This is a genomic window from Sphingobacterium corticis (assembly GCF_042684745.1).
In the GTDB taxonomy this organism is placed as follows: Bacteria; Bacteroidota; Bacteroidia; order Sphingobacteriales; family Sphingobacteriaceae; genus Sphingobacterium; species Sphingobacterium corticis.
This window is the reverse complement of record NZ_JBHUMA010000006.1, coordinates 108,907-133,497: the sequence shown is the minus strand read 5'-3', so window position 1 is coordinate 133,497 and position 24,591 is coordinate 108,907. Positions and strand designations below refer to the sequence as shown.

Annotated in this window: 24 protein-coding genes; 11 read left to right on the top strand and 13 right to left on the bottom strand. The window is 41.7% G+C overall.

Going from position 1 to position 24,591, the window contains the following annotated elements:
- Positions 1–134: 134 nt before the first annotated feature.
- The 3 genes from ACFSQ3_RS06670 to rlmB are packed head-to-tail and all read right to left on the bottom strand — an operon-like array spanning position 135 to position 2,520.
- Positions 135–647: a TlpA family protein disulfide reductase gene (locus tag ACFSQ3_RS06670; protein ID WP_380868683.1), complete on the bottom strand. Its 513-nt coding sequence runs from the start codon at positions 645–647 to the stop codon at positions 135–137.
- A 55-nt stretch (positions 648–702) separates the two neighbouring features.
- Complete coding sequence (locus tag ACFSQ3_RS06665; RefSeq protein ID WP_380868682.1) at positions 703–1,728, bottom strand: isoaspartyl peptidase/L-asparaginase family protein; 1,026 nt, start codon at positions 1,726–1,728, stop codon at positions 703–705.
- A 9-nt stretch (positions 1,729–1,737) separates the two neighbouring features.
- Positions 1,738–2,520, bottom strand: coding sequence for a 23S rRNA (guanosine(2251)-2'-O)-methyltransferase RlmB (gene rlmB, locus ACFSQ3_RS06660; protein WP_380868680.1), 783 nt, complete (start codon positions 2,518–2,520; stop codon positions 1,738–1,740).
- A gap of 48 nt (positions 2,521–2,568) precedes the next feature.
- On the opposite strand from rlmB, the gene ACFSQ3_RS06655 reads away from it, so the two are divergent.
- The 5 genes from ACFSQ3_RS06655 (at position 2,569) to metQ (ending at position 8,660) form a co-directional block, all read left to right on the top strand.
- Complete coding sequence (locus ACFSQ3_RS06655) at positions 2,569–4,086, top strand: NAD(P)H-hydrate dehydratase (RefSeq protein ID WP_380868679.1); 1,518 nt, start codon at positions 2,569–2,571, stop codon at positions 4,084–4,086.
- A gap of 87 nt (positions 4,087–4,173) precedes the next feature.
- Positions 4,174–6,096: a gamma-glutamyltransferase family protein gene (locus ACFSQ3_RS06650; RefSeq protein ID WP_380868677.1), complete on the top strand. Its 1,923-nt coding sequence runs from the start codon at positions 4,174–4,176 to the stop codon at positions 6,094–6,096.
- A gap of 75 nt (positions 6,097–6,171) precedes the next feature.
- On the top strand, positions 6,172–7,209 hold the full coding sequence (locus tag ACFSQ3_RS06645) for a methionine ABC transporter ATP-binding protein (protein ID WP_380868676.1): 1,038 nt from the start codon (positions 6,172–6,174) through the stop codon (positions 7,207–7,209).
- Positions 7,190–7,843: a methionine ABC transporter permease MetI gene (gene metI, locus ACFSQ3_RS06640; protein ID WP_380868674.1), complete on the top strand. Its 654-nt coding sequence runs from the start codon at positions 7,190–7,192 to the stop codon at positions 7,841–7,843. Before ACFSQ3_RS06645 ends, metI begins: the two co-directional genes overlap by 20 nt.
- Before the next feature lie 10 nt (positions 7,844–7,853).
- Positions 7,854–8,660 (top strand): methionine ABC transporter substrate-binding lipoprotein MetQ, encoded by an 807-nt coding sequence (gene metQ, locus ACFSQ3_RS06635; protein WP_380868672.1) that lies wholly within the window; start codon positions 7,854–7,856, stop codon positions 8,658–8,660.
- 52 nt (positions 8,661–8,712) lie between these two features.
- Here the strand turns inward: metQ and ACFSQ3_RS06630 are convergent, their stop codons facing one another.
- Together ACFSQ3_RS06630 and ACFSQ3_RS06625 are read right to left on the bottom strand one after the other, a co-directional pair.
- Positions 8,713–9,489 carry a TIGR03915 family putative DNA repair protein gene (locus ACFSQ3_RS06630; RefSeq protein ID WP_380868670.1) on the bottom strand — a complete coding sequence of 259 codons (777 nt, stop codon included), beginning with the start codon at positions 9,487–9,489 and terminating at the stop codon, positions 8,713–8,715.
- On the bottom strand, positions 9,489–10,745 hold the full coding sequence (locus ACFSQ3_RS06625) for a putative DNA modification/repair radical SAM protein (RefSeq protein ID WP_380868668.1): 1,257 nt from the start codon (positions 10,743–10,745) through the stop codon (positions 9,489–9,491). The genes ACFSQ3_RS06630 and ACFSQ3_RS06625 overlap by 1 nt, the downstream gene beginning before the upstream one ends.
- A gap of 367 nt (positions 10,746–11,112) precedes the next feature.
- Between ACFSQ3_RS06625 and ACFSQ3_RS06620 the strand changes: the two genes are divergently transcribed.
- A complete protein-coding gene (locus tag ACFSQ3_RS06620) occupies positions 11,113–11,703 on the top strand; it encodes a riboflavin synthase (RefSeq protein ID WP_380868667.1) in 591 nt (196 codons plus the stop codon).
- Between the two features lie 6 nt (positions 11,704–11,709).
- The gene (locus ACFSQ3_RS06615) at positions 11,710–12,162 is read left to right on the top strand and encodes a DUF6314 family protein (protein ID WP_380868665.1); all 453 of its coding nucleotides are present in this window, start codon (positions 11,710–11,712) and stop codon (positions 12,160–12,162) included.
- Positions 12,163–12,205: 43 nt separating this feature from the next.
- Here ACFSQ3_RS06615 and ACFSQ3_RS06610 read toward each other — a convergent pair whose 3' ends face one another.
- Positions 12,206–13,147, bottom strand: coding sequence for a hydrogen peroxide-inducible genes activator (locus ACFSQ3_RS06610; protein ID WP_380868663.1), 942 nt, complete (start codon positions 13,145–13,147; stop codon positions 12,206–12,208).
- Positions 13,148–13,235: 88 nt separating this feature from the next.
- On the opposite strand from ACFSQ3_RS06610, the gene ACFSQ3_RS06605 reads away from it, so the two are divergent.
- Positions 13,236–15,395, top strand: a complete 2,160-nt coding sequence (locus ACFSQ3_RS06605; RefSeq protein ID WP_380868662.1) for a S46 family peptidase — start codon at positions 13,236–13,238, stop codon at positions 15,393–15,395.
- A 129-nt stretch (positions 15,396–15,524) separates the two neighbouring features.
- On the opposite strand, the gene ACFSQ3_RS06600 is transcribed toward ACFSQ3_RS06605, so the two are convergent.
- Positions 15,525–15,842 carry a hypothetical protein gene (locus ACFSQ3_RS06600; protein ID WP_380868660.1) on the bottom strand — a complete coding sequence of 106 codons (318 nt, stop codon included), beginning with the start codon at positions 15,840–15,842 and terminating at the stop codon, positions 15,525–15,527.
- A 103-nt stretch (positions 15,843–15,945) separates the two neighbouring features.
- Here ACFSQ3_RS06600 and mazG point away from each other — a divergent pair, with 103 nt between their 5' ends.
- A complete protein-coding gene (mazG, locus tag ACFSQ3_RS06595) occupies positions 15,946–16,749 on the top strand; it encodes a nucleoside triphosphate pyrophosphohydrolase (RefSeq protein ID WP_380868658.1) in 804 nt (267 codons plus the stop codon).
- An 18-nt stretch (positions 16,750–16,767) separates the two neighbouring features.
- Positions 16,768–17,916, top strand: a complete 1,149-nt coding sequence (locus tag ACFSQ3_RS06590) for a serine hydrolase domain-containing protein (protein ID WP_380868656.1) — start codon at positions 16,768–16,770, stop codon at positions 17,914–17,916.
- A gap of 59 nt (positions 17,917–17,975) precedes the next feature.
- Here the strand turns inward: ACFSQ3_RS06590 and ACFSQ3_RS06585 are convergent, their stop codons facing one another.
- From ACFSQ3_RS06585 to ACFSQ3_RS06560, 6 genes are all read right to left on the bottom strand, one after another.
- On the bottom strand, positions 17,976–19,301 hold the full coding sequence (locus ACFSQ3_RS06585; RefSeq protein ID WP_380868654.1) for an ammonium transporter: 1,326 nt from the start codon (positions 19,299–19,301) through the stop codon (positions 17,976–17,978).
- Positions 19,302–19,499: 198 nt separating this feature from the next.
- Positions 19,500–19,943: an Hsp20/alpha crystallin family protein gene (locus tag ACFSQ3_RS06580; RefSeq protein WP_380868653.1), complete on the bottom strand. Its 444-nt coding sequence runs from the start codon at positions 19,941–19,943 to the stop codon at positions 19,500–19,502.
- Positions 19,944–20,103: 160 nt separating this feature from the next.
- A complete protein-coding gene (gene folB, locus ACFSQ3_RS06575; protein WP_380868651.1) occupies positions 20,104–20,469 on the bottom strand; it encodes a dihydroneopterin aldolase in 366 nt (121 codons plus the stop codon).
- A gap of 67 nt (positions 20,470–20,536) precedes the next feature.
- The gene (locus ACFSQ3_RS06570; protein ID WP_380868649.1) at positions 20,537–22,048 is read right to left on the bottom strand and encodes a carbon-nitrogen hydrolase family protein; all 1,512 of its coding nucleotides are present in this window, start codon (positions 22,046–22,048) and stop codon (positions 20,537–20,539) included.
- Positions 22,049–22,178: 130 nt separating this feature from the next.
- Positions 22,179–22,502: a DUF3467 domain-containing protein gene (locus tag ACFSQ3_RS06565; RefSeq protein WP_380868647.1), complete on the bottom strand. Its 324-nt coding sequence runs from the start codon at positions 22,500–22,502 to the stop codon at positions 22,179–22,181.
- Positions 22,503–22,508: 6 nt separating this feature from the next.
- Positions 22,509–23,624, bottom strand: coding sequence for a M42 family metallopeptidase (locus tag ACFSQ3_RS06560; protein ID WP_380868645.1), 1,116 nt, complete (start codon positions 23,622–23,624; stop codon positions 22,509–22,511).
- Positions 23,625–23,718: 94 nt separating this feature from the next.
- On the opposite strand from ACFSQ3_RS06560, the gene lgt reads away from it, so the two are divergent.
- The gene (lgt, locus tag ACFSQ3_RS06555; RefSeq protein WP_380868643.1) at positions 23,719–24,543 is read left to right on the top strand and encodes a prolipoprotein diacylglyceryl transferase; all 825 of its coding nucleotides are present in this window, start codon (positions 23,719–23,721) and stop codon (positions 24,541–24,543) included.
- Positions 24,544–24,591 lie beyond the last annotated feature (48 nt).

Sequence of the window (24,591 nt, the reverse complement as noted above, 5' to 3'; positions counted from 1 at the left end):
AGTATTTAGATATTAGTAGTTGGTATTTAGATATTAGTAGATAGATGTTAGATTTTAGTAGTGAGAAACTAGAAGTGAGAAGCTTAGTCTACGATCTAAATACTAGCATCTCAATACTAATTACTCAATTTCCATCACTTGTAATTTATTAACTCGGTAAACAGCAATTCGCCGGAACTTGGTCGTGGTGCATCTTTAAGAACGATTTCTCCATCCTTCACAATGATATAGTAAGGAATACCGAACACACGCTGGCCTTGAACGGTTTGGGAAAATTTCTTCTGAATATCCGTATACAATGCCTTATTTACACGCATGTGCATTCCCGAAAGTTCACGGCGTTCTATAAATTTCTTCCATTTGTGATCATCTTTGTCCTGATCCATGGAAATGTAAAGCAGATCGATATCATTTTTTGCAGCAAAATCATGCAACGCATCTTTATGCGCAAATTCAGCAACACAAGGTCCACACCAAGTAGCCCAAAGATCGATGTAAACCGTACGGCCTTCCAGCTTTTTCAACAAAGCTTCGAACGTATTAATCTTTTGATAATTATCAACAAAGGTGCGCGCACCGTGATCCGCATTCTTTTGCGCAACCACAAACAGTGGCAACATCAACAATAAAAAACAAAACTTCTTCATTGAAATATAGATTGAATTAAACAAAAAGTGAGCGTTTGAAACAACGCTCACTCGATTATTTGTAGATGTAAATTTCTATCGTTCCGTCTTCTTTTACAGCTCCGCGGTACATTCCGGCGGTGTTAAACGGCATGGCGACTTCTCCATCGCGATTGATCGCTATCAATCCGCCGTCACCACCCATTTCAGCGATTTTGGCAATGGTTGCTTTTGCCGCTGCAGCCAGCGTTGCGCCTCCATATTGTATTCGCGCAGCCACGTCGTAAGCAGCTACGCTACGAATAAAAAACTCGCCCCAGCCAGTACATGAAATTGCCACCGTATTATTATCAGCATACGTTCCAGCACCGATGATTGGTGCATCTCCTACCCGACCGTAACGTTTATTCGTCATTCCACCCGTGGAGGTCGCTGCTGCTAAATCGCCATTCTGGTCGACCGCCACTGCGCCCACCGTGCCGTATTTATAATCTTTATATAATTCCAAGGATTCTGCGTTCATGGAATGATCTAAGCGCATAGCCAATGAATCTTGCTTCTTCGCTTGCTGCAAACCTTTCCAACGCGCTTCCGTATGGAAATAACTCGGATCCACTATTTCTAAATTCTGTTCTTTAGCAAACTTTTCCGCACCAGCACCCGTCATCATCACATGTGCTGATTTTTCCATCACAGCTCGAGCCGCCTGAATAGGACTTCTCAAAGTTGTTACGCCTGCTACGGAACCAGCACGCCCTGTTTTTCCGTCCATGATGGCGGCATCCATTTCATTCTTGCCTTCGTTGGTGAATACCGCACCTTTCCCGGCATTGAACAATGGATTCTCTTCCATCACGCGCACTGCTGCTTCTACTGCATCCAAACTTGTTCCTTGTTCAGCTTTTAGAACATCGTATCCCGCTTGCAACGCTTGTCTCAAACCTTCCGTATAAGCAGCTTCCATGGAATCCGTCATATTCTTTTTCAGAATAGTTCCGGCACCGCCATGAATAGCCATCACATATTTGGATTGCTGTGCGAAAACCGCTGAAAAACTTAGCGCGCCAATCAATAGCGAAGCAAATAGATACGAAAACTTCATAGAAAAATTTTATTTGTTGATCGCACGTTGACGAATGGCTTCATAGATCACGACGCCAGCCGAAACAGAAACGTTCAGGGATTTAATCTCACCGTACATCGGAATGCGCGCCAACTTATCCGAAATACGAATAAGATCGTCCGAAACGCCTACATCCTCCGCACCCATAACCACGCAGGTAGGAACGGTGTAATCCACATCGTGAATCGAATCTTCCGTTTTCTCCGTACTGACCACCATTTGAACACCCGATTCGATTAGGAAACGCCCAACTTTGGACAATGAATCTTGACGGCAAACAGGAATTTTATAAAGTGCTCCCGCCGATGTTTTAATTGCGTCAGGATTAATTTCCGCCGATCCCTTTTTAGGTACAATGATCGCATGTACGCCAGCACATTCTGCTGTTCGTGCGATAGCGCCCATATTGCGCACATCCGTCACCCCATCCAACATCAATAGTAATGGCGTTTCGCCCTTTTCGTAAATCGTTGGCAACAAGTCTTCGATTTGCTGATAGGTGATCGGAGAAATAACCGCAATTACCCCTTGATGGTTTTTACGCGTAATACGAGTCAATTTCTCGACGGGCACTTGTTGCGACGGAATATTATGTTCTTTCAACAACGCTTTTAGCTCCATCAATAAACCGCCACTCAGTCCGCGTTGTATAAATAAGGATTCAATTTCTTTTCCACTATCGATCGCTTCCATCACGGCACGGATACCAAAAACCATTTGATTTGTCTCTCTTCGCTCACCGCGGGGCTCTCTACGCTGAAATTGCTGCATATATTTTACTTTTTAAAGCTCAAAAGTAAACATTATCTTCGATGAAGAATGAAAATCTTATCCGCTTCCGATGTTCACACCGTAGATCGTGCTACGATAGAAAGGCAAGGCATCCGTTCGATTGACCTGATGGAGCGCGCTGCGCAACGTTTATTTGAACAAACCCAGCTCGATTTTCCAAACGAAAAAACGACTTTCGTGATCTTTTGCGGAAATGGTAATAATGGTGGCGATGGATTAGCGTTGGGAAGATTATTGTATCAGGCAGGAAGATCGGTTCGTATTCTTTTGCAGAATTCCGAAGAATACAGCGCGGATAATCTAGAAAATCAACAGCGATTGCATAATATGGCGGTCAAGGTTGAGGCTATTTCTAACGAAATCCTCTTTTCAGACGTTGATATAATTGTGGATTGCCTTTTCGGAATTGGCCTTTCCAGACCGCTTAACCAAGATTGGCACGTGCTTATTTCTGCTATCAATGCGACAAAAAACACCGTGATCGCCGTCGATATTCCTTCCGGATTGTATGCCGATCAAACATCTGATTTTACTGCGCCCATTATTCAAGCGGATTGGACATATACATTTCATTGTCCGAAATTAGCATTGCTACAACCTGAGAACGGTAAATATGTTGGATCGTTTCAGGTCTTGGATATTGGCTTATCGGAATCTGCTTTACAAGAAATAGAAAGTCGGCACCAATTTATAACGAAAAAATCTGTCCAACAATTAGTCAGTATGCCGAGTAGGTTTGCACACAAAGGTACGTTCGGACATGCGTTGATTAGTGGCGGAAGCTACGGCAAGATTGGCGCGGTGCATCTCAGTGCCAAAGCAGCATTGAAAAGCGGTTGTGGCATGATCACCATTCACAGTCCGGCCTGCGCATATCCGATTTTACAAACCAATTTCCCGGAAGCGATGCTGACGACAGATGAAACGTTCGAGCATCTTTCTGCTTTTCCAACGGCGATTAATCCATACAAAGCGATTGGATTCGGCATGGGAATGAGCCAGCATGAAAAAACGAAAAGTGCACTTTTCGAATTTTTGAGAAACCTTTCACATTCTTCTACGCACGCAAATTTAGTATTGGACGCAGATGCCTTAAATATACTTTCGCAGCATCCTGAATACTTGTTTTTATTACCAAAGGAAGCGATTCTGACACCACATCCCAAGGAGTTAGAAAGAATTATCGGCTCCTGGCAGAATGATTGGGAAAAGTTAGCAAAAGCACGTGCTTTCGCTCAAAAACATCAAGTTATTGTTTTAATTAAAGGGGCAAACACAGCCGTGGTATTGCCCGATGGAGAAATTCATTTTAACTCGACCGGAAATTGGGGAATGGCGACTGCTGGTAGCGGTGATGTGTTGGCTGGAATAATTACTTCCTTGCTAGCGCAAAGCTTCTTACCAAAAAATGCAGCGATCCTTGGCGTTTATCTGCACGGCTTAGCAGCGGATTGCGCAAGCAGACATATTCATCCTAAAAGCATCATTGCTTCTGATATAATTAGCGGTATTTCTGATGCTTGGGAGGATATTTTGCCTGTATAAGTAAAAACTAACAGCATTATTACGCACAAACTCGTATAATCTGGAGAGATTCACGCTATATTAGCACAACTAACAACACAACACCGCATGTTTAAATCATCATCTATCTATAAAAAAGGGAAATTTCTATGTATTCCGCTTTTTGCGCTTGCAACTTTTTCTGCTACCGCGCAACAAACGCAAAAACCGCCATTGCACGGAAAACATTGGATGGCGATTACGGGAAAACCACTTGCTGCAACTGCTGGATCGCAAATATTTCAGAAAGGCGGCAATGCGGTTGATGCAGCATGCGCGATGTTGGCGGCAACCTGCACGATGTGGGATGTTTTGAGTTGGGGTGGTGAAACGCAAGCTTTGATCTATCATCCCAAACTTAAAAAGGTTATCGCTATAAATGCATTAGGCGTTGCTCCAACTGGAGCGACTGCTGATTTTTTTAAATCCAAGGGCTATAATTTTCCACCGGAATTTGGACCGTTGGCGGCAGTTACTCCGGGCACGCCGGGCGGACTTTGTTTTATGTTGGCGAAATACGGCACAAAAAGTTTAAAGGAAGTACTTCAACCTGCGATGCAAATGGCGGAAGGTTATCCAATTGACGCGCAAACCGCGAACAGCATCGAGCGTGGCAAAGAGCGTATCAAAACATGGCCATACAGTAAAAAGGTCTTTTTGACGCACGAAGGCGAAGAACGCGAAGCGCCCGAAGCTGGAGAAATATTTGTCCAACGCGATCTTTTGGAAACCTTATCCAAAATGATTTCTGCGGAGCAAGAAGCATTGAAAGCAGGAAAAAGTCGGGAAGATGCGATTATGGCGGCATACGATCGCTTTTACAAAGGGGATATTTCGGATGAATTTGTCCGCGGCAGCAAAGAGCAGGGTGGCCTGATTACGAAAGAAGATTTGGCGAATTGGAAACCGATCGAAGAAGAACCTTTGCAAATCAATTACAAAGGAATTGATGTCTATAAATTGCAATCGTGGACGCAGGGTCCTGCGATGCTGCAGGCTTTAAATATCCTCAAAAACTTCGATCTAAAAAGTTTAGGTTATAATAGCGCTCCATATATCCACACCGTTTATCAAGCAATGAACTTAGCTTTTGCTGACCGTGATTTCTATTACGGCGATCCAGCATTTCAACCGCAGACGCCGATAAAAGGATTATTGAGCGATGATTACGCAGCACAACGCGCTGCAACGATCGACCCAACAAAGAATAATCCAAGCACGCAACCTGGCGATCCATATCCATTTCAAAATAGCAAAAATCCGTATATCGATTTACTTCAACAAAGAGCTAAGCTGACCGATACAACAGCGCAAGGTGAAGGGGATTTCGTTCCAAAACATGATGTAACCGCTTCGTTATTGCCCGTTGACAGTCTTTACAACGACCGTTTACTTCGCGGCACGACGAGCGTGGAAGCGGCAGATGCCGAAGGTTGGGTAGTTTCCATTACACCGAGCGGTGGATGGCTGCCCGCATGCATTGCCGGAAATACGGGCGTGGGCATGAGTCAACGTTTACAGAGTTTTGTTTTGGACTCTTTGATCAGTCCGTTCAATGTGGTAGAACCCGGCAAGCGACCGCGCGTTACGCTCACTCCTGCGATGGCGCTTAAAGACGGAAAGCCTTTCCTTTCTTTCGCTGTTCAAGGCGGAGATACACAAGATCAGAATTTGTTGCAATTCTTTTTAAACGTGGTCGAATTTGATATGAAACCGCAACCTGCCGCGGAAGCAGCTAATATAAACAGCAACCAGCTTTGGCTTTCCTTGGGCGGAACAAAAATCGATGATCGAAAACCACGCGCGGGAAGTTTATTATTGGATCGACGCACACCAAAAGATGTGGTTGAACAATTGGAGCGCATGGGATATACCATTCAACTTGGCAATCGCACCAGCGGACCTATTAATGCAATCTATTTCGACGAGAAACATGGAACGCTTTGGGGCGGAAGCAGTAATAATGGCGAAGATTACGGAATTGCTTGGTAAAAACTATCATTTTAGTAGATTAACATAACGCCTTTTTGCGTACTTTTGAAACTCTTTTTACAACGAGTTTAGGTAATGATTGAAGTCAAGCATATTTCGAAGGTGTACACCACCAACAAAGGAAAGCGCGTGCAAGCATTGGATGATGTTTCTTTTTCTGTTGAAAAGGGTGAGATATTCGGAATTATTGGTAGTTCCGGCGCCGGGAAAAGCACGATTCTTCGCTGCTTAAATATGTTAGAAAAGCCTGATGAAGGGGAAGTTTGGGTAGCAGGAAATGCGCTGACCAATATGTCGGAGCGCCAACTGCAAAATGAGCGTCGCCACATCGGAATGATCTTTCAGCATTTCAATCTTTTGGCTTCACGTACGATTTTCGAGAACGTAGCATTACCGCTTGAACTGAGTCAAACACCAAAAGCTGCAATCAAAAACAGAGTTTTAGAATTACTGGAGCTTGTCGGTCTTTCCGAAAAGGCAACGGATTACCCGAATGCACTTTCCGGCGGACAGAAACAACGTGTTGCGATAGCGCGTGCTTTGGCTACCAATCCTTCGTTACTGCTTTGCGATGAAGCAACCAGCGCGCTGGACCCGGCGACAACTAAATCGATTTTGAAATTATTGCAAACGATCAATGCGCAACTGCAAATAACGATCGTTCTAATTACACATGAAATACACGTGGTGAAATCCATTTGCGATCGCGTAGCGATTGTAAAGGATGGCAAGATCGTAGAATTGGGCAATCGCGAACAAATTTTCGGTTCTCCGAAAGATGCTCATACTGCGGAATTCGTGGCGTCGGCGGTGCGCGCGGAATTGCCTATCGAATACCAAAGCAAACTGAAGGAACAACGCATTTCAAATACCGATCAACTTTTGATTCGCGTCCAGACGCGCAATAATGCAGATTATACGTTCACCGCACTTCGTGAGCAGTTTGATGTGGATTTAGAAGTTATCGAAGCACAAATTGAAAGTATTGGTACGTTGAAGTTGGGATCATTTATTGTGAAGATTTCGGGTTCCCGCGCGGATGAGGCGCATCACTTTGCTTCAAAGAATTATACACAAACAGAATTAATAGGATATGTCGTCGGAAGTAATTAAGCTATTGGTGGAAGGAACAGGCGAAACGCTCGCCATGACTTTTGTATCTTGCTTTTTCGGATTCTGCTTAGGGTTACCGACTGGCATCTATTTGTTTATTTCGCGCAAAGGTGGCATGTTGGAAAATCGAACCGCTCACAATATTGCATCGTTTATTGTCAATGTGACGCGTTCCATTCCATTTATTATCCTTATCGTTTGGATGATTCCATTTACACGAAGCATCGTGGGCACTTCCATTGGTTTGAAGGCCGCTTTAGTTCCCCTAAGTATTGGAGCTGCGCCGTTTATAGCACGTTTAATCGAAAACAGTTTATTGGATTTACCTGTCGGCTTGGTAGAAACCGCTCGATCCATGGGTGCTACCCATTTTCAAATCATCAAAAAAGTGCTTTTGCCGGAAGCATTACCATCAATCATTAATCACGCTACCGTGACGCTTATTACCTTAGTCGGTTATTCCGCAATGGGTGGCGCTGTTGGCGCAGGAGGTTTAGGACAAATCGGTTATCAATATGGATATATTGGTTATGATGCAGAAATCATGAACGCGGTACTATTGCTACTAATCATTATGGTTATCCTCATCCAATACGGCGGAAACTTCCTTTCAAAAAAATTCGATCATCGTTAATATTAAAAATATGCACAAAATTATTGCTCCCTTACTTGTTCTAGCTACTGTCTCCATTTTTAGCGCGTGCGGAAGCAACGCAACGGATGAAAATACCATTCGTGTTGGCATCGTAGCCGGACCAGAAAAAGATATTGCTGAAACCGCTAAGAAAGTGGCTAAAGAACAATACAATTTGGAGGTCGAATTGGTGACCTTCAACGATTATGTCATGCCTAATGAAGCATTGAGCACCGGCGATATCGATGCGAATGCATTTCAACACACGCCGTACTTATCGGAGCAATCAAAGCAACGCGGTTACAAATTAGCGGCAGTTGGAAACACATTTGTGTATCCAATCATTGCCTACAGCAAAAAGATTAAATCTTTGGATCAACTAAGCGCAAATGCAACGATTGCTATTCCCAACGATCCGACTAATGGCGGACGTTCTTTATTGATGCTGCAAGAACAAGGTTTGATTAAATTGAAAGATGGTGTTGGCATCCTTCCGAAAGTAATTGATATCACGGAGAACCCGAAAAATCTGCGCATTTTGGAATTGGAAGCACCGCAATTGCCGAAAGTTTTGGATGATCAGGAAGTGACCATTGCCATCATCAACAACAACTTTGCAGCACAAGCCGGATTGAATGCAGAAGAATTTGGCCTTTTCCGCGAAGGAAAAGAATCTCCCTACGTCAATCTAATTGTCACGCGCGAAGACAACAAAGATTTAGAAAAGGTAAAAAATTTCGTGAAAGCATATCAGTCGGAAGAAGTGGAGAAAAAAGCGCAGGAGCTTTTCAAAGGCCAAGCGATTAAAGGCTGGTAAATACCATTTGAAGATAACGAATGGATTTGTGAAACTAGCGAAGTCGATAGTTTTACAAATCCATTTTTTCATTGAGATACTTCCAATAGCGCTTGGGAACATGCTGAACATGCAACTTCGTGTTCTTCCGCTCCGTAATATTTGTACTTCGAAAATATCTTCTCCACAGATCATCGTACAATTCCTCAAACTCCTCTCCTTTCATCATCAATTCTTGATCGGTCGGCAGATCGCTTAAATGAATTTCCGTTACGGTTTTCAAATCGTAATATGCACCGTAATCACGTTTCAAATCATAAATTACCCAAGTTTGATCGGCATAGCGTTGTTCGAAATGGGAAATAATTAAAGGCAAAATATTAAAATCTGGATCGATTCGAGCGAAAAACAAATTATCATTTAACTTTTTGAAACGAACAAAAGCTTTGAAGCGATGACGTTCTCGGGAAACTGATTTGTTGATTTGCTTCAATCGCAACACATCTTCATGACCATAATTTTGTCGAAGCGAATTTCCGACATCGCCTAAATAATGCCGCACCAAACGCAGGATTAAATTTTCGCTATCTTCCAGTTCCGACAAGTAAGCGCAGTAAAGCTCATGAAATCCTGCTTTATCGATCTTCGCTAACAAGCCTTTCTTAACGCGCATGGCTTTCTCCTCCTGCGTATGTACTTCATGGCGCTTCGCAAAAAGGTCGCCTTGATCCGCATATTCCAAACGCTGAATCGAAGCAGAAGTATATTTATACTCATACACCTCAAAGATAGCCGTTAGCAAACCCAACCAACTGCCATCGTAAGCCAATATGATCCGATGCTGCAGCATTAAAATAATGTCAATTGTTGATTGAATACTTTCTTATATTTCGTATTCGATCCAGCCAAAATATAATGTTTAATCATCTCCGCAGGTCGATCCGACAGCAGTGGTAAAAAACCTTGACAAGTAATAAAATAACGGACTTTGGAAACAGAAACGCCAATCTTCTGCAAATGCTCCATGCGCAAAGCACCGAACTTCCGAGCAGCAACGATCTTCTTTGCCGAAGTAACACCAATACCGGGAATACGAACAATCATTTCGTAACTCGCACGATTAATATCGATTGGAAATTGATTCAAATTACGCAAAGCCCAACCCAACTTTGGATCGATATCCAAATCCAAATTCGGATGCAAATCGTTAACGATTTCATCGCGCTTAAATCCATAAAAACGCAGTAACCAATCGGATTGATACAAGCGATTTTCCCGAATAATTGGCACATCCGAACCTAATCCCGGCAGGCGATTATCATTGGAAATGGGAATATAACCGGAATAATAAACACGTTTTAAATGATACTGCGAATAGTAATGATCCGCTGTTTTCATAATGTGCATATCCGATTCACCAGACGCACCAATAATCATTTGCGTACTTTGTCCAGCTGGAGCAAATTTTGGTGTCGACCGAAATATCTTTTTTTCTTCCTTCGTACGAATAATCTGATTTTTAAGATAATCCATCGGAACGTCCATATCCTTCCTATTCTTCTCCGGAGCTAGCAGCTTCAAGCCCGTTTCCGTAGGAATTTCTAGATTTACACTCAAACGATCGGCGTACAAACCTGCTTCATTCAACAAATCATCGGAAGCACCGGGAATGGTTTTCAAATGAATATATCCATTGAAATGATGTTCTTGCCTTAATTTCCGAGCAATTAATACCAAACGTTCCATGGTGTAATCTGCATTTTTAAAAATACCGGAACTTAAAAACAGCCCCTCGATATAGTTTCTACGATAAAAATTAATGGTCAAATCCACCACCTCCTGCACCGTAAACGCCGCGCGCTTAATATCATTACTTCTGCGAGAAACACAATAAGCGCAGTCGAAAATGCAGTGGTTTGTTAACAGAATTTTCAAAAGAGAAACACAGCGACCATCCTCCGTATAGGTATGGCAGATTCCCGCGCCGGTATTTCCTAATCCGCCCTTTTTATTCTTTCGATCACTTCCACTCGAACTACAACTGACATCATATTTCGCCGCGTCCGCCAATATTTCCAACTTTTCCTTAATCCGATCGTTTGCCATTTCCCAAGGTTTATTGCTTTTCAAACCCATCGATTTATCACCGACAAATCAAAAATAATAAAACTAATTTATTTAGCATTATTAACTATAAAAAATAGTATTTATACTTAATCCGTTTGGCACAAGGAATTCTAAGCTGTAAAATGAATAGAAAATGAAAAGAAGCAATCGAGGAATTCACAAATTTAAGGGCATAAAAAAAGGTTTTCAAACGGGGAGAATGAAAACCTTTACTAACCAATTATAAACCTAAATTATGATACCACAAAGATAGTGTATTTTTTACACTATAAAAATTTTTCTGAAATATTTTTAAAAATAGTTTCCTGAGATATTACTTATCTTTGTTTACAACAGAAACAAGCTTATGTTTACAGGAATTATCGAATGCTTAGGAAGCATCAAAGCAATAGAAAAAGAGGAAAACAATGTACATTTCTTTGTCGAATCCACCATTAGTGACGCCCTTAAAATAGATCAAAGCGTTGCGCATAATGGTGTTTGCTTGACGGTAGTTGCTATCGACGAATCATCACATAAAGTAACGGCTATTCAGGAAACTTTAATAAAATCTAGCTTGGGTGGATTGCAGGTTGGCGACGTCATAAATTTAGAACGCTGCACCGTTGCAGGCGGACGATTGGACGGACATATTGTTCAAGGACATGTTGATCAAACAGCCACCTGCGTAGAAATTGAAGATCAAGGCGGAAGCACTTTGCTCACTTTTGCTTATGATCCATCATTGAATAATATCACCGTGGAAAAAGGATCCATCACCGTTGACGGCATTAGCTTAACTGTTGTAAATTCGCAAAATGACCGCTTCTCTGTAGCCATCATTCCATACACCAAAGAGCATACAAACTTTCGCAATATCGCGGTCGGTAAAACCGTCAATCTAGAGTTTGATATCATTGGCAAGTATGTTAGTAAAATCATGTCGCTACGAGATTAAGGTTTTATGTATTTAAGCGATTGCCGACAACAACTTTCCTTAGTAAAAACATACGACCTCCGCGCAACTTCCACGAAAGAAGGCGCAACGGCTGTTTCAGGTTCTGGATTTGTGACAGTTGAGATTGATGATTATAACAATCTTATTTTCTTGGAGAATGGCCATTCTGAAAATGGGCACGGCAAATTTAAAAGCCGCAATGTTTATCAATGGCATTTTGATAGCGTGAAAAATTCCATTTCGCTAGCACACTTACGATTCGGAGCAGAAAATCCCGTTTATCTATTTGATATGAGCTATCGCGGAGATAACCTTTGGTCTTCCAATGACCCACATCTATGTGATTTGGATGAATACAATGGCGAATTGCGCTTTGAAAAATCTTATATTCAATTAGATTGGACAATCCACAAGAAGCACCATATTGAGGAACGCATTTCCTGCATCTACAAATTCTAGGTCGGTCTGATCAGCCGAAGAAAATGCTTAACCAAGAAAATCATCATCGTCGAAATCCCATCACATCCATCTTTCTCTTTGATCGAAACCGTTCCGGAATAGCTTGTATAATTTCCTTTTTCAAAGCTTCAATCGCTTGTTGCTTGCTGTAATTTTTAGTCATAACGATGCTGATTTCACGAACAGGTTCCGGCGCTTTAAAATAGCGAACGTGTTGCAATGCATCCTCATCATAATCCAAAATAGTAAGTTCGGGCAAAATAGTGATCCCGCCATTCACATCCACCATTCTTTTAAGCGTTTCTACGCTTCCCGTGTTATAATCGAATGTTCCAGTTTCAGTTTGATTATGTCGATAATTACAAATATTTAAAACCTGCCCACGCATACAATGGCCTTCATTGAGCAACCACAAATTCTCTTCCGCAATTTCATCTGCTTGCAACAATTTTTTAGCATATAGCTTACTCTGATTCGAAACATAAGCCACAAAAGTTTCATAGTACAAAGGCAATTCCGCGATCGCGCTATCTTGCAACGGCGTGGAAAGAATACCGCAATCCAACGTTCCGGATTTCAATTCTTGCACAATTTTCTCCGTCGTATATTCCCAAATTTGGATCTTCAGATTGGGATATTGATTGGCGAAGGATGCAATAACCGGCGGTAAAAGATATGGCGCTACCGTCGGGATCACCCCAATTTTAAATTCGCCGGACAATTCACCGGAAACTTCTTGTAAAATGTCCCTTATTTTTCGGCTCTCCGCCAATACAACACGCGCCTGACGAATAATTCTGCCTCCCGCTTCCGTTGGTACAACGGGCTGCCGACTCCGATCAAATATCTTCACGCCCAATGATTCTTCCAATTTCTGAATCTGCATGCTAAGCGTCGGTTGCGTCACAAAACATTTTTCCGCTGCTGCCACAAAGCTTCGATACGTATCTACAGCTATAATATATTCTAATTGAACCAGCGTCATGATATAAATTTAAACTATAGCAAGTTAATAAATATCACTCATAGTTTGGAATATCGTATTTTTGAAATCCAACACAAGAAATAAAAATATGATTTCACGCAAAACCATTCTAACCGCCCTCCTACTCAGCGCCAGTGCATTTCAGTTTGCCGCAACGGTTCCTGACGAAGGCATGTTTCCACTGAGCGAATTAAGTCGAGCCGGATTGAAAAAAGCAGGTTTAAAAATTTCAGAAAAGGACATTTACAATCCTGGAAGCGTCGGTTTGGTTGACGCTTTGGTTCGCGTAGGCGGATGTTCGGGTTCTTTCGTTTCAGGCAAAGGATTGATCATTACCAACCATCACTGTGCGTTTAGCGCCGTTCAATTGGCCAGCACGCCAGAACATAATTACCTAGAAAATGGTTTCGTTGCGCAACAACAGGAAAAGGAAATTGAAGCGAAAGGGCTTACCATTCGCATCACTGATTCGTACGAAGATGTTTCCAAACAAGTTTTAAGCGCGGTTGCAAATGTTTCTGATCCGATTGAGCGCATTGATATCATCAACAAACAACGCGAATCCATCGCTCGACAAGCGGAGAAAGAAGATCCGACAATTATAGCGGAGGTTTCCGAAATGTTCATCGGAAAAAGCTATGTGCTATTTAAGTACAAAACGATAGAAGATGTACGTTTGGTGTATGTTCCAAGACAGAATATTGGAGAATTTGGTTTTGAAACGGACAACTGGGTTTGGCCGCGTCACACTGGCGATTATTCTTTTTTGCGTGCGTACGTGGCAAAAGATGGATCTTCCGCACCGTACTCAAAAGAAAACGTGCCTTATCAACCGAAAAAACACCTCAAAGTAAATCCAAACGGCGTGGAAGAAAATGATTTCGTTTTCATTTTAGGTTATCCGGGGCGCACGTTCCGCCATCGCCCTGCTTCTTATATCGCTTACCAACAAGAATTTCTCCTTCCTTATACATCCGAACTGTACGATTTTCAAAATCAACGCATGGAACAAGCGGGAAAGAAAGACAAATCGGTAGAATTGGCGTTAGCGACTCGTATTAAACGAAATGCAAATGTGCTTAAGAATTACCGCGGCAAATTGAAAGGTTTGCGCAACATCGACTTGATCGAAACAAAGAAAAAAGAAGATGCTGCATTAGCGGAATTCATTCAGAAAAATCCGCAACTGCGCAACGATTACGGCACGCTAATGGCAGACATCGAAAAACATTACGAGCAGGTATTTGCCGATGCGCCACGTGAATTGTGGATGAACAACATTTACACGGGTGTTAAATCATTCAATATCGCTAATTATTTTCAATCGTTTCAACAAGCATTAGCGCAACAAAGTAATCCAAAAGCTCGACAAGCACTGTACGATCAAAATATCATTGCTTTAAAAAAAGGAATCAACGACCTTTTTGAAGCGTATCACTTGGGAGTCGATCAAGAAATTGCGAAACATCTATTTGCCCAAGCTGCACAATTAGATGGAGCAAACAGCTTGCAGTTTTTGAAAAGCCAACCAAAAGCGCAACAAGATACAACCGGTCAATGGATTGTTCCGATGTTGGGAAGCAGCAAAATCAATCAACAAGAATCGCTGAACAAGATTATTTCCTCACCGGAAAACATCCTGTCTTATCAAGATGATTTACTAAAGCTACACAGCGCACTACAGCAAGAATATGCAACATTTAGCGCGGAACAAAAACGTCGGGAAGGCACGCTGAACAAGTTAATGGGTGATTACGTTGCTGTCCGTGAAAAGTTTTTGGACAAAGCATTTATTCCTGATGCCAATTCAACTTTACGCCTAACTTTCGGAAATATTAAAGGCTACAGTCCTGCCGATGCAACCTACATGGAGCCATTCACCACGGTGAAAGGATTGATCGAAAAAGGAAATTCAGGACTTCCGGAATTTGGCTATCCTAGCAAAATTAAAGAAGCTTGGCTAGCGAAAGATTTCGGCAGCTATTTCAAGAAAGATTTGAACGATGTTCCTGTCAACATCCTGTACAATATGGATACGACCGGTGGTAATTCCGGTTCGCCAATTATGAATGCAAATGGAGAGCTGATCGGTGTGAATTTCGACCGCGCTTATGACGCAACGATCAATGATTTTGCATGGAATGAAAGCTACAGTCGCTCTATCGGAGTCGATATTCGCTTTGTATTGTGGGTTGCCGACAAAGTGGATAATGCACAGTTTATTTTAACAGAAATGGGCGTGAAATAAATACCGCAAACCTTTCTATAAAATTGATAAAAGCAGGATTGGAAACTCTTCCAACCTGCTTTTTCATTCATCTATCTATCTATTCAAAAAAAATCTACGGCAAGCTATCCCCTCTTGACATAGCGAAGTTTAATCTTCTCCGTGCTCTTCCTTACGCGCTTTTAAATCCAGCTCCAAAATAATATCGCGCTTTTTACCTTCAATAACCGAAATATCTCCGGCTACAAAAATACCTTTAGATCCCGTTTTGACGTTCTGAATACCATAAACATGCGATTCATCACCCGGATCGGTCGCGCCTTCATAGCGATAAATTTGATCGATTTTATAATCGGTCGCACTCGCGTGGAGCTCATCAAATTCAATATTATAATCTACCTCATATCCTTCCGCCTTCAATTTCTCGATGGCTACGGAAGCCGATTCGTAATTATGTTTAGTTGTCATAAGCCCAATTTTATCGTGTCCTACAGAAACAACAAGCGAAATTAAAATGTGTTTTCAGCCGGGCATTTTTTAACTTGCCTCATAAATTAGCAACATTCATTACATGGCATATCCAATACCTTCGGCGGAACCAACAGCAAACGCAGCTTTCGATCGACTTCTAACCGTACTCAACACCTTACGCGTCGCTTGTCCGTGGGACAAAAAGCAAACGATGGAATCTTTGCGATTGTTGACTATCGAGGAAATGTATGAGTTGGGCGATGCGATTTTGGAATCAGATATGCCCGAAATCAAAAAGGAATTGGGCGATGTAATGATGCATTTGGTGTTTTATGCACGAATTGCGGAAGAACAGAAAGCTTTCGACATTGTGGACGTATTAAACGGCGTTTGCGATAAATTGATTTCGCGCCATCCGCATATTTATAGCGATGTGGAAGTGGAAGACGAAAACGACGTGAAGAAAAATTGGGAAAGCCTAAAACTGAAAGAAGGAAACAAATCCGTTTTAGCCGGTGTGCCGAAAGGATTGCCCGCGTTAGTGAAAGCATATCGCATTCAAGACAAAGTGCGCGGTGTCGGTTTCGATTGGAAAGATCCAGCGGAAGTTTGGTTGAAAGTAGAAGAGGAAATGGCAGAGTTCAAAGAAGAATTTGACATCAAGAATAATGAAGCTATAGATGCCGATCGCGCGGAAGCGGAATTTGGCGACTTATTATTTTCTTTAATAAATTACGGCCGTCATCTGGGTATAAATCCGGAAAATGCTTTAGAACGCACCAATAAAAAGTTTATCAAGCGGTTCTCGCATGTAGAACAGCGTGCGCAGGAAGCAGGACAAAAATTATCAGAAATGAGTTTGGAGGAGATGGATGTGTATTGGAACGAAGCCAAACGTTTGTAACCTTAAACATAACATCACATGAAATTATTCGGAAAGATTTTAGCTTCTTTTATCGGCATTATCGCGCTAACAATTGCGCTAGCGTATGCATTTGGCTACGGTTATTTAGTCAAAGCCGTTTGGGTGACATATTTACACGGACACAATACGGCATATTTAGCAGATTACGAACATTTCGATAATCACGTGATTGCCCACGAAAAAGGACAACCTTGGGCAATCGCCAATGCGGATAACAAAATTAATCTTCCCGATTCGCTTCGTGATTTCCATCAAGACATCAAATCCATCGCTTACCTGATCATCCATCGTGATACAATCATCCTGGAAGAATATTTTGACGGTTATCAGGTGGATAGTAAATCCAATTCATTTTCGATGGCCAAAAGTGTGGTTGCTGCGATTTTGGGCAGAGCCATCAGTGAAGATAAAATCAAAAGCATCGATCAAAAGATCGCAGACTATATCCCGGAAATTCAGGGTGAATTCGCTTCGGATCTGACTTTTCGAGATTTAGTAACGATGAGCTCCGGAATGAAGTGGAGCGAAGATTATTATAGTCCATCGTCCATCACTACAAAATTATACTTCGACGGTGATATCCAATCCGTAATGAACACCTTACCTATTTATCAGGCGCCAGGAAAGAAATTCATTTATCAAAGTGGTGATACGCAACTTTTGGGCATCGCCATCCAACGCGCCACCGGAAAAAGCTTAAGCACATTGCTATCCGATTATTTTTGGAAACCTATGGGCGCTGAACATGATGCGCTTTGGCAGGTTGACAGCGAAGAGCAAGGAATAGAAAAAGCATATTGTTGCATAGCGAGTAATGCACGTGATTTTGCACGTTTTGGCAAATTATACCGTGATCATGGAACGTGGAATGGCGATCAGTTATTGGATAGCAGCTATGTAGCACAGTCCCAAACTCCGCGTTTTTCGGATTCTCCGGAATATGGATACGGCTGGTGGATGGGTGATTTCCAAGGCAAGCCTTATTTTTATATGAACGGACATTTGGGGCAATATGTAATTACGATTCCGGAAGATGACTTGATGATTGTTCGCCTTGGTCATCAAACGGATAAGTTATCTGCATCAAACCCAAAATCCAATTTTTATCGCTTTATTCAACACACTTATCAACTGCTGGAAAAATAAGAAAGCCTGTCCCGAGAACCGAGACAAGCTTATAATAGAGGATGGAATAAATACGAATTCTACAATTTCTCGCCGTGCTGACTGAAATCTAAGCCCAGCTCTTCTTCTTCATCGGTAACGCGCAGTGGTGTAATGATATCGGTTACTTTTAATAATATAAAGGCCATAACCAATGTGAACACCGTAGCACCAATTAATCCGATCACGTGCGCCGTAAATAGCGAAGTTTCCCCGAAAAACAAACCGTTAGATTCAACCGCTTCGTTGATTGCGCTGTGCGCGAAAACACCCGTCAACAACATACCGACCATACCACCAACACCGTGGCTCGGGAACACATCTAACGTATCATCCAATTTCGATTTAGTTCTCCATTCGATACACAAACGACTAATTACCGCAGCTACCGATCCAATAATGATAGAATGTGGAATGGTGACGAATCCTGCTGCCGGAGTGATCGCTACTAAACCGACAACCACACCGATACAAACCCCGGTTGCAGATGGCTTAATTCCTTTTGCCGCGTCGAAAAACAAATACGTTAATGCTGCTGCACCAGACGCTGTAGATGTTGTTGCTAAAGCAGTTGCCGCTAATGCCGAAGCGCCAAAAGCAGAACCACCGTTGAAGCCAATCCAACCAAACCAAAGTAATCCTGTACCCATCAAAACATAGGTAATTCTTGCAGGAGTATGCGGATGCGTATTAAAATCTTTACCGTGTTTTAAATAAATAGCCGAAGCAAGTGCCGTTAAACCGGCCGACATATGAACCACTGTACCACCAGCGAAATCCAAAACACCCAAGTTAAACAATAATCCATCCGGATGCCAAGTGGCATGCGCTAAGGGCGCGTATATGAACACGAAGAATAAAACAACGAACAATACATACGACGTAAACTTAATACGCTCGGCAAATGCTCCGGTGATTAAAGCAGGTGTGATGATTGCGAACTTTAACTGATACATCGCGAACAAAACGAAGGGAATCGTCGGAGCACCTCCCCAAGGTTCTCCGTCGACTACACCCTCAAACATAAAATATGTCATTGGATTTCCGATGAATCCACCGATGGATTCTCCGAAAACTAAAGAAAAGCCAAATACGACCCATAAAACTGCAACGATTGCCATACAGATAAAACTTTGCAACATGGTGGAGATAACATTCTTTTTCTTCACCATACCACCGTAAAAGTAGGCTAATCCCGGCGTCATGATCAAAACTAGGGCCGCAGCGGTAAGCATCCAAGCCACATCTGCGCCATCATAATCATAATTTTTAGTAACATCTGGAATTCCAGGTATGAAAAACGCTAAAATAACCACAATTCCCATTAAAATTATTGGGATAAAAGATCTTTTTCCAGATAAACTCATAATTTTTATTGATAAATTAAATATTGAACCAAAAAAACGATAAAAAATTTAAAATATCAAACATATATTTAAAATATTGATACTAAAAACAGAATAAAACATAATTAATATTAAAAATACCGATCACGATTAAAATATTTGTAATAAAAAAAGCTCTCGCTTTCGCGAGAGCTCATCATACACTCTAAGAACTCAACACTATCTTACCTCAATACTTCTTTTCGCGATAACAGCATCTTCTTTCTTACCAATTTCTACTGATAAAACACCGTCGGCATAGTTTGCTTCAATATTGTTGTAATTTACGACATCCGGCAATGTGAAAGAACGACTGAAAGAACTGTAATTAAATTCGCGTTTGCTATACGATGCTGACTTATCGGACTCGCTAGTCTGACGATCAGCAGAAACCGTGATCAAATTTTTATCTACGCTGATTTTAAAGTCCGACTTACTCAACCCCGGTGCTGCTAATTCCAATTTGAAAGCAGTATCGGTTTCGGTAATGTTAACCGCCGGAACACGAGTTACTAAACGGTCGCTGATAAATGAATCGGTAAACAAGCTGTCAAATACGTTATTTACGAATGGGTTAACCGCATCAGTGTTAACGGTACGAGTTGGAAATTTTACTAAAGCCATTTTTATGTTCTCCTATTTTTAAATCAATGTTTATTTAGGAATGGCTTTTCAATTCACATACCAACACTAAAATGAGAATAAAAAGATGACATTATGTCAAAACAACACGAATTTATAAGACAAAATGTCTTAAATCGCTTTTTTTACGATGAGATATTGTCTATCGTTGATAATGTAAGCTCACTACAGATTGCGCGATATCACCTCCGAATGGAGGATTTTGTTTACGAATGGATATCGAAATCGTCTGTAGATTGGCGTATTTTTCTAATAATTTATTTAAAACATCTTCCGCTGCAGATTCCAACAATTCGCGGCGCGGCGCCATAATTTCCACTAAGATTTGATATAGCTCTTCGTAGTTAATGGTATTATCTAGCTGTTCAGAATTGGGGTTATTAAAAGGAAAGGAAACCGAAACGTCCACGTAAAATTCATTCCCCAACAATTGTTCTTCCGAGTAAAAACCAATGGGAGAAAAGAAACGCGCGTCTTTAATGGCGATTTCCTGCGTAATGGTAGCCATGCATAAATAGATTTGTGTATTTAAAGATAACAATAAACACACAAATCCATAACAAGATGTGCGAAACCTACTTCAACAGGTTCACTTCATACAAATCTTTACGGCGATCTTTCAATATTTTCACCGTACCGTATTCATGCAGGTCGCGCAAGGCGTATAAATCGACGTCGGCAATTAATACCATTTCGGTGTTTGGTGTTGCTTCGGCTTTAATCGCATTGTTTGGAAATGCAAAATCAGAAGGCGTAAATACCGCGGACTGCGAATACTGAATATCCATATTGCTTACGCGCGGCAAATTACCTACCGAACCGGCAATCGCTACATAACATTCGTTTTCGATCGCGCGGGCCTGCGCGCATGCGCGAACGCGCATATACCCATTTTGCGTATCCGTCATGAACGGAACAAAAAGTATTTGCAAACCCTGATCGGCCAAAATTCGACCGAGTTCCGGAAATTCCACGTCATAGCAGATCAACAAACCTACCTTGCCACAATCTGTATCAAAGACCTTCACTTCGTTGCCGCCGACCATTCCGTAATATTTGGATTCATTCGGTGTGATGTGAATCTTTTTATAGGTGTCCTGCTGACCATTTCGGTGACATAAAAACGTGGCGTTGTACAACTTTCCACGCTCCATTACGGGCATTGATCCAGCAATGATATTAACATTGTAAGAAACAGCAAACTCCTGAATCTTTGCTACGATTTCTTTTGTAGATTCTGCCAGTTTCTCCATCGCCATCCGCTCCGGCATATCGTTGTACGGACTCATCAAAGGCGTATTGAAAAATTCCGGGAACATCACGAAATCCGAGCCATAATCACTCACCGCATCAACGAAAAACTCCACCTGATCGTAGAATTCGTTCAAATCTTTGAACGATCGCATTTGCCATTGTACCAATCCCAAACGGATGGTTTGGCGGGATGCGCTGTTAAACTTCGCATCCGGTTCATAGTAAATGTTATTCCATTCCAACAAGGTGGCGAACTGCATGGATTCGGCATCTTCCGGCAAATAATGCTTTAATATTTTCTTGACGTGGAAATCGTTCGACAGCTGAAAGGTTAATGTCGGGTCATAGATTTCTTTGCGTTTTACGCGCTCTATGTACATGCGCGGACTCATCGTTGCCGCGTAAGTATGATAATTTGGAATACGTCCTCCGGCAACAATACTTTTCAAATTCATCTGCTCACACAACTCCTTGCGCGCATCGTACAAACGGCGACCTAAACGCAGCGAACGGTATTCCGAGTGCACGAAAACCTCAATACCATACAAGGTATCTCCTTCCGAATCATGCTTGGAAAATTTTCCATCGTCGATGATTTCGTAATACTTTTCGTAGATATTTGTTTTCTTCGTATTGACGATGATCGACAGCGCACAAGCCACCACTTTCTTGTCTACTTCTACACAAATTTGTCCTTCTGGGAACATTTCTACCAAATCATCAATATGTGTTCTGGTCCACGCTTCCCCTGCATTTCCGTCGTAAGCTTCTATCATAGATTCACGAAGATCTTTGTAGTCTTTCTTCGTGAGCGTTCTTAAGTTAATATCCATTTTGTCGTTTGTATGCGTTGTAGTAACCGATGATTTTATCGATTGTTTTTGCTTGAAATTCGATTATGAACAAATAGCACACCAAAAAAATAAGAGGTTCGTTTCGGAACCTCTTATTTTCTATATTAACTTACGCTTCGCCCGTCGGGCCACCGAAGTTCAGTGGTATCGGCATTTCGCGTGTATCGATTTTTCCATTTTGCGCTTCGAATCGATTGACATTGTCCTGCAAAGCCGTTAGCAAACGTTTAGCATGCTCTGGCGTTAGCACAATCCGAGATTTTACTTTTGCTTTCGGCACACCCGGCATAATTCGAACAAAATCCACTACAAATTCTGTATTGGAATGCGTGATGATCGCCAGATTAGAATAAATACCTTCGGCGATTTCCTCAGTCAATTCGATATTGATCTCCTGTCCATCCGGATTAGGATTATTTTGATTATTACTCATCGTATTTTATTTGCTGAATGTTCTGAAATCCTGATCAGGCTGAATAGAAAGAATCATTTCATAAATCAAACGGATTACGTTGTCGACATCCTCTTTGTGAATCATTTCTACCGTTGTATGCATATAACGCAGTGGCAATGAAATCAAAGCCGAAGGTACACCACCGTTTGAATAAGCGAATGCATCCGTATCTGTTCCCGTAAAACGGGAAGAAGCTTGACGCTGGAAAGGAATATTATTCTTTTTCGCTACCTCGATTAACTGACGGTTGAGGTTGATTTGAACTGCTGGCGCATAAGAAACCACAGGACCTTTTCCGCATGCCAATTCGCCTTGCGTAATCTTATTGATCATCGGTGTTGTGGTATCGTGCGTAACATCCGTCACAATAGCCACATTCGGCTTGATATAATCTGCAATCATTTCCGCTCCGCGCAAACCGATCTCCTCTTGAACGGAATTCACGATATACAAACCGAACGGCAATGTTTTCTTATTTTCTTTCAACAAACGAGCAACTTCAGCGATCATGACGCCCCCAGCGCGATTATCCAAAGCACGACCAACATAATAACGATCGTTCAGAACCATAAACTCATCTTCGTAAGTCACCACGCTACCTACGTGGATGCCCAAAGCTTCCACTTCATCCTTCGACGTGCAACCGCAATCCAAAAAGATATTTTTCAAGCTCGGCGAATCTTCTTTCTCGCCCGAACGCGTGTGAATTGCCGGCCAGCCAAATACCGCCTTCACAATACCGTTATCGGTATGAATGTTTACGCGTTTTGATGGCGCGATTTGATGATCAGATCCTCCGTTGCGAATTAAATAAATCAATCCGTCGGAAGTAATATAGTTTACGAACCAAGAAATTTCATCTGCGTGCGCTTCGATAACCACTTTGTATGGCGCCTCCGGATTAATAATACCCACAGCAGTTCCATAATTATCGATATACGTATCATCCACGTACGGTTTCAGATAATCTAACCACAAACGCTGACCCTGCCATTCGAAGCCGGTCGGTGAGGGATTATTGATGTAAGACTCAAAAAACGTTAAGGATTTTTCGTTGATTACTGGTACGTGTGTATTTTCTTTAGATTTATTTTTACTCATGTTTTTGCTTTTGTGCTATGCAAAATAAGTATTTCAAATACACATGACAAAATTTAAAGGCTGAAACCCTATCTTTACCGCATAATTCTACGGCATGCACCTTAATTTATCACATATTGTTTGGGACATTGATCCAGAAATATTTACCATAGGATCATTCGGTTTGCGATACTATTCGCTTTGCTGGTTTTTTGCATTCGCTGCTTCGTACTATTTTATGTATAAAGTATTCGTGCGCGAAGGAAAACCACAAGAACTGTTGGACAAGCTGACGATGTATATCTTTTTAGGAACGCTGATTGGTGCACGCTTAGGACATTGTTTGTTTTATGATTTTGCCTATTACAAAGATCATATCTTGGAAATGTTTATTCCATTTCAGAAAACGCGCGATGGTTGGCAGATGACCGGATTTACTGGATTAGCTAGCCACGGTGGCGCTATCGGAATCTTGACAGCACTTTGGTTATTCTCGAGAAACACCAAAATAAACTTTATTTGGATTGCCGATCGCTTGATGCTAGTCGTACCAATTGCATGCTTCTTTATTCGCTTGGGCAACTTTTTCAATTCTGAAATTATTGGTCATCCAACGGATATGCCTTGGGGAATTATTTTCGCGCAGGAAGATAACATTCCGCGCCATCCCGGACAGCTTTATGAAGCGATTGCTTACCTAATTTCGTTCTTCATTATGTGGGCGATTTATCAGAAAAATCAGCATCCAACACCGGGAAAACTATTTGGCTTATTGCTCGTCTTGCTATTTGGCGCTCGATTGGTCTTAGAATATTTCAAGGTCGATCAAGTTGCTTTCGAGCAGGGAATGCTACTCAACATGGGACAGATTTTAAGCATTCCATTTATTCTAGCAGGACTCTATTTATTGTTTCGAAAACCGAATTCGGTTAAACGTTAAGAGATACGAGCCCTTCCATTCAAGAAGGGCTTTTTAATTTTTGATTTT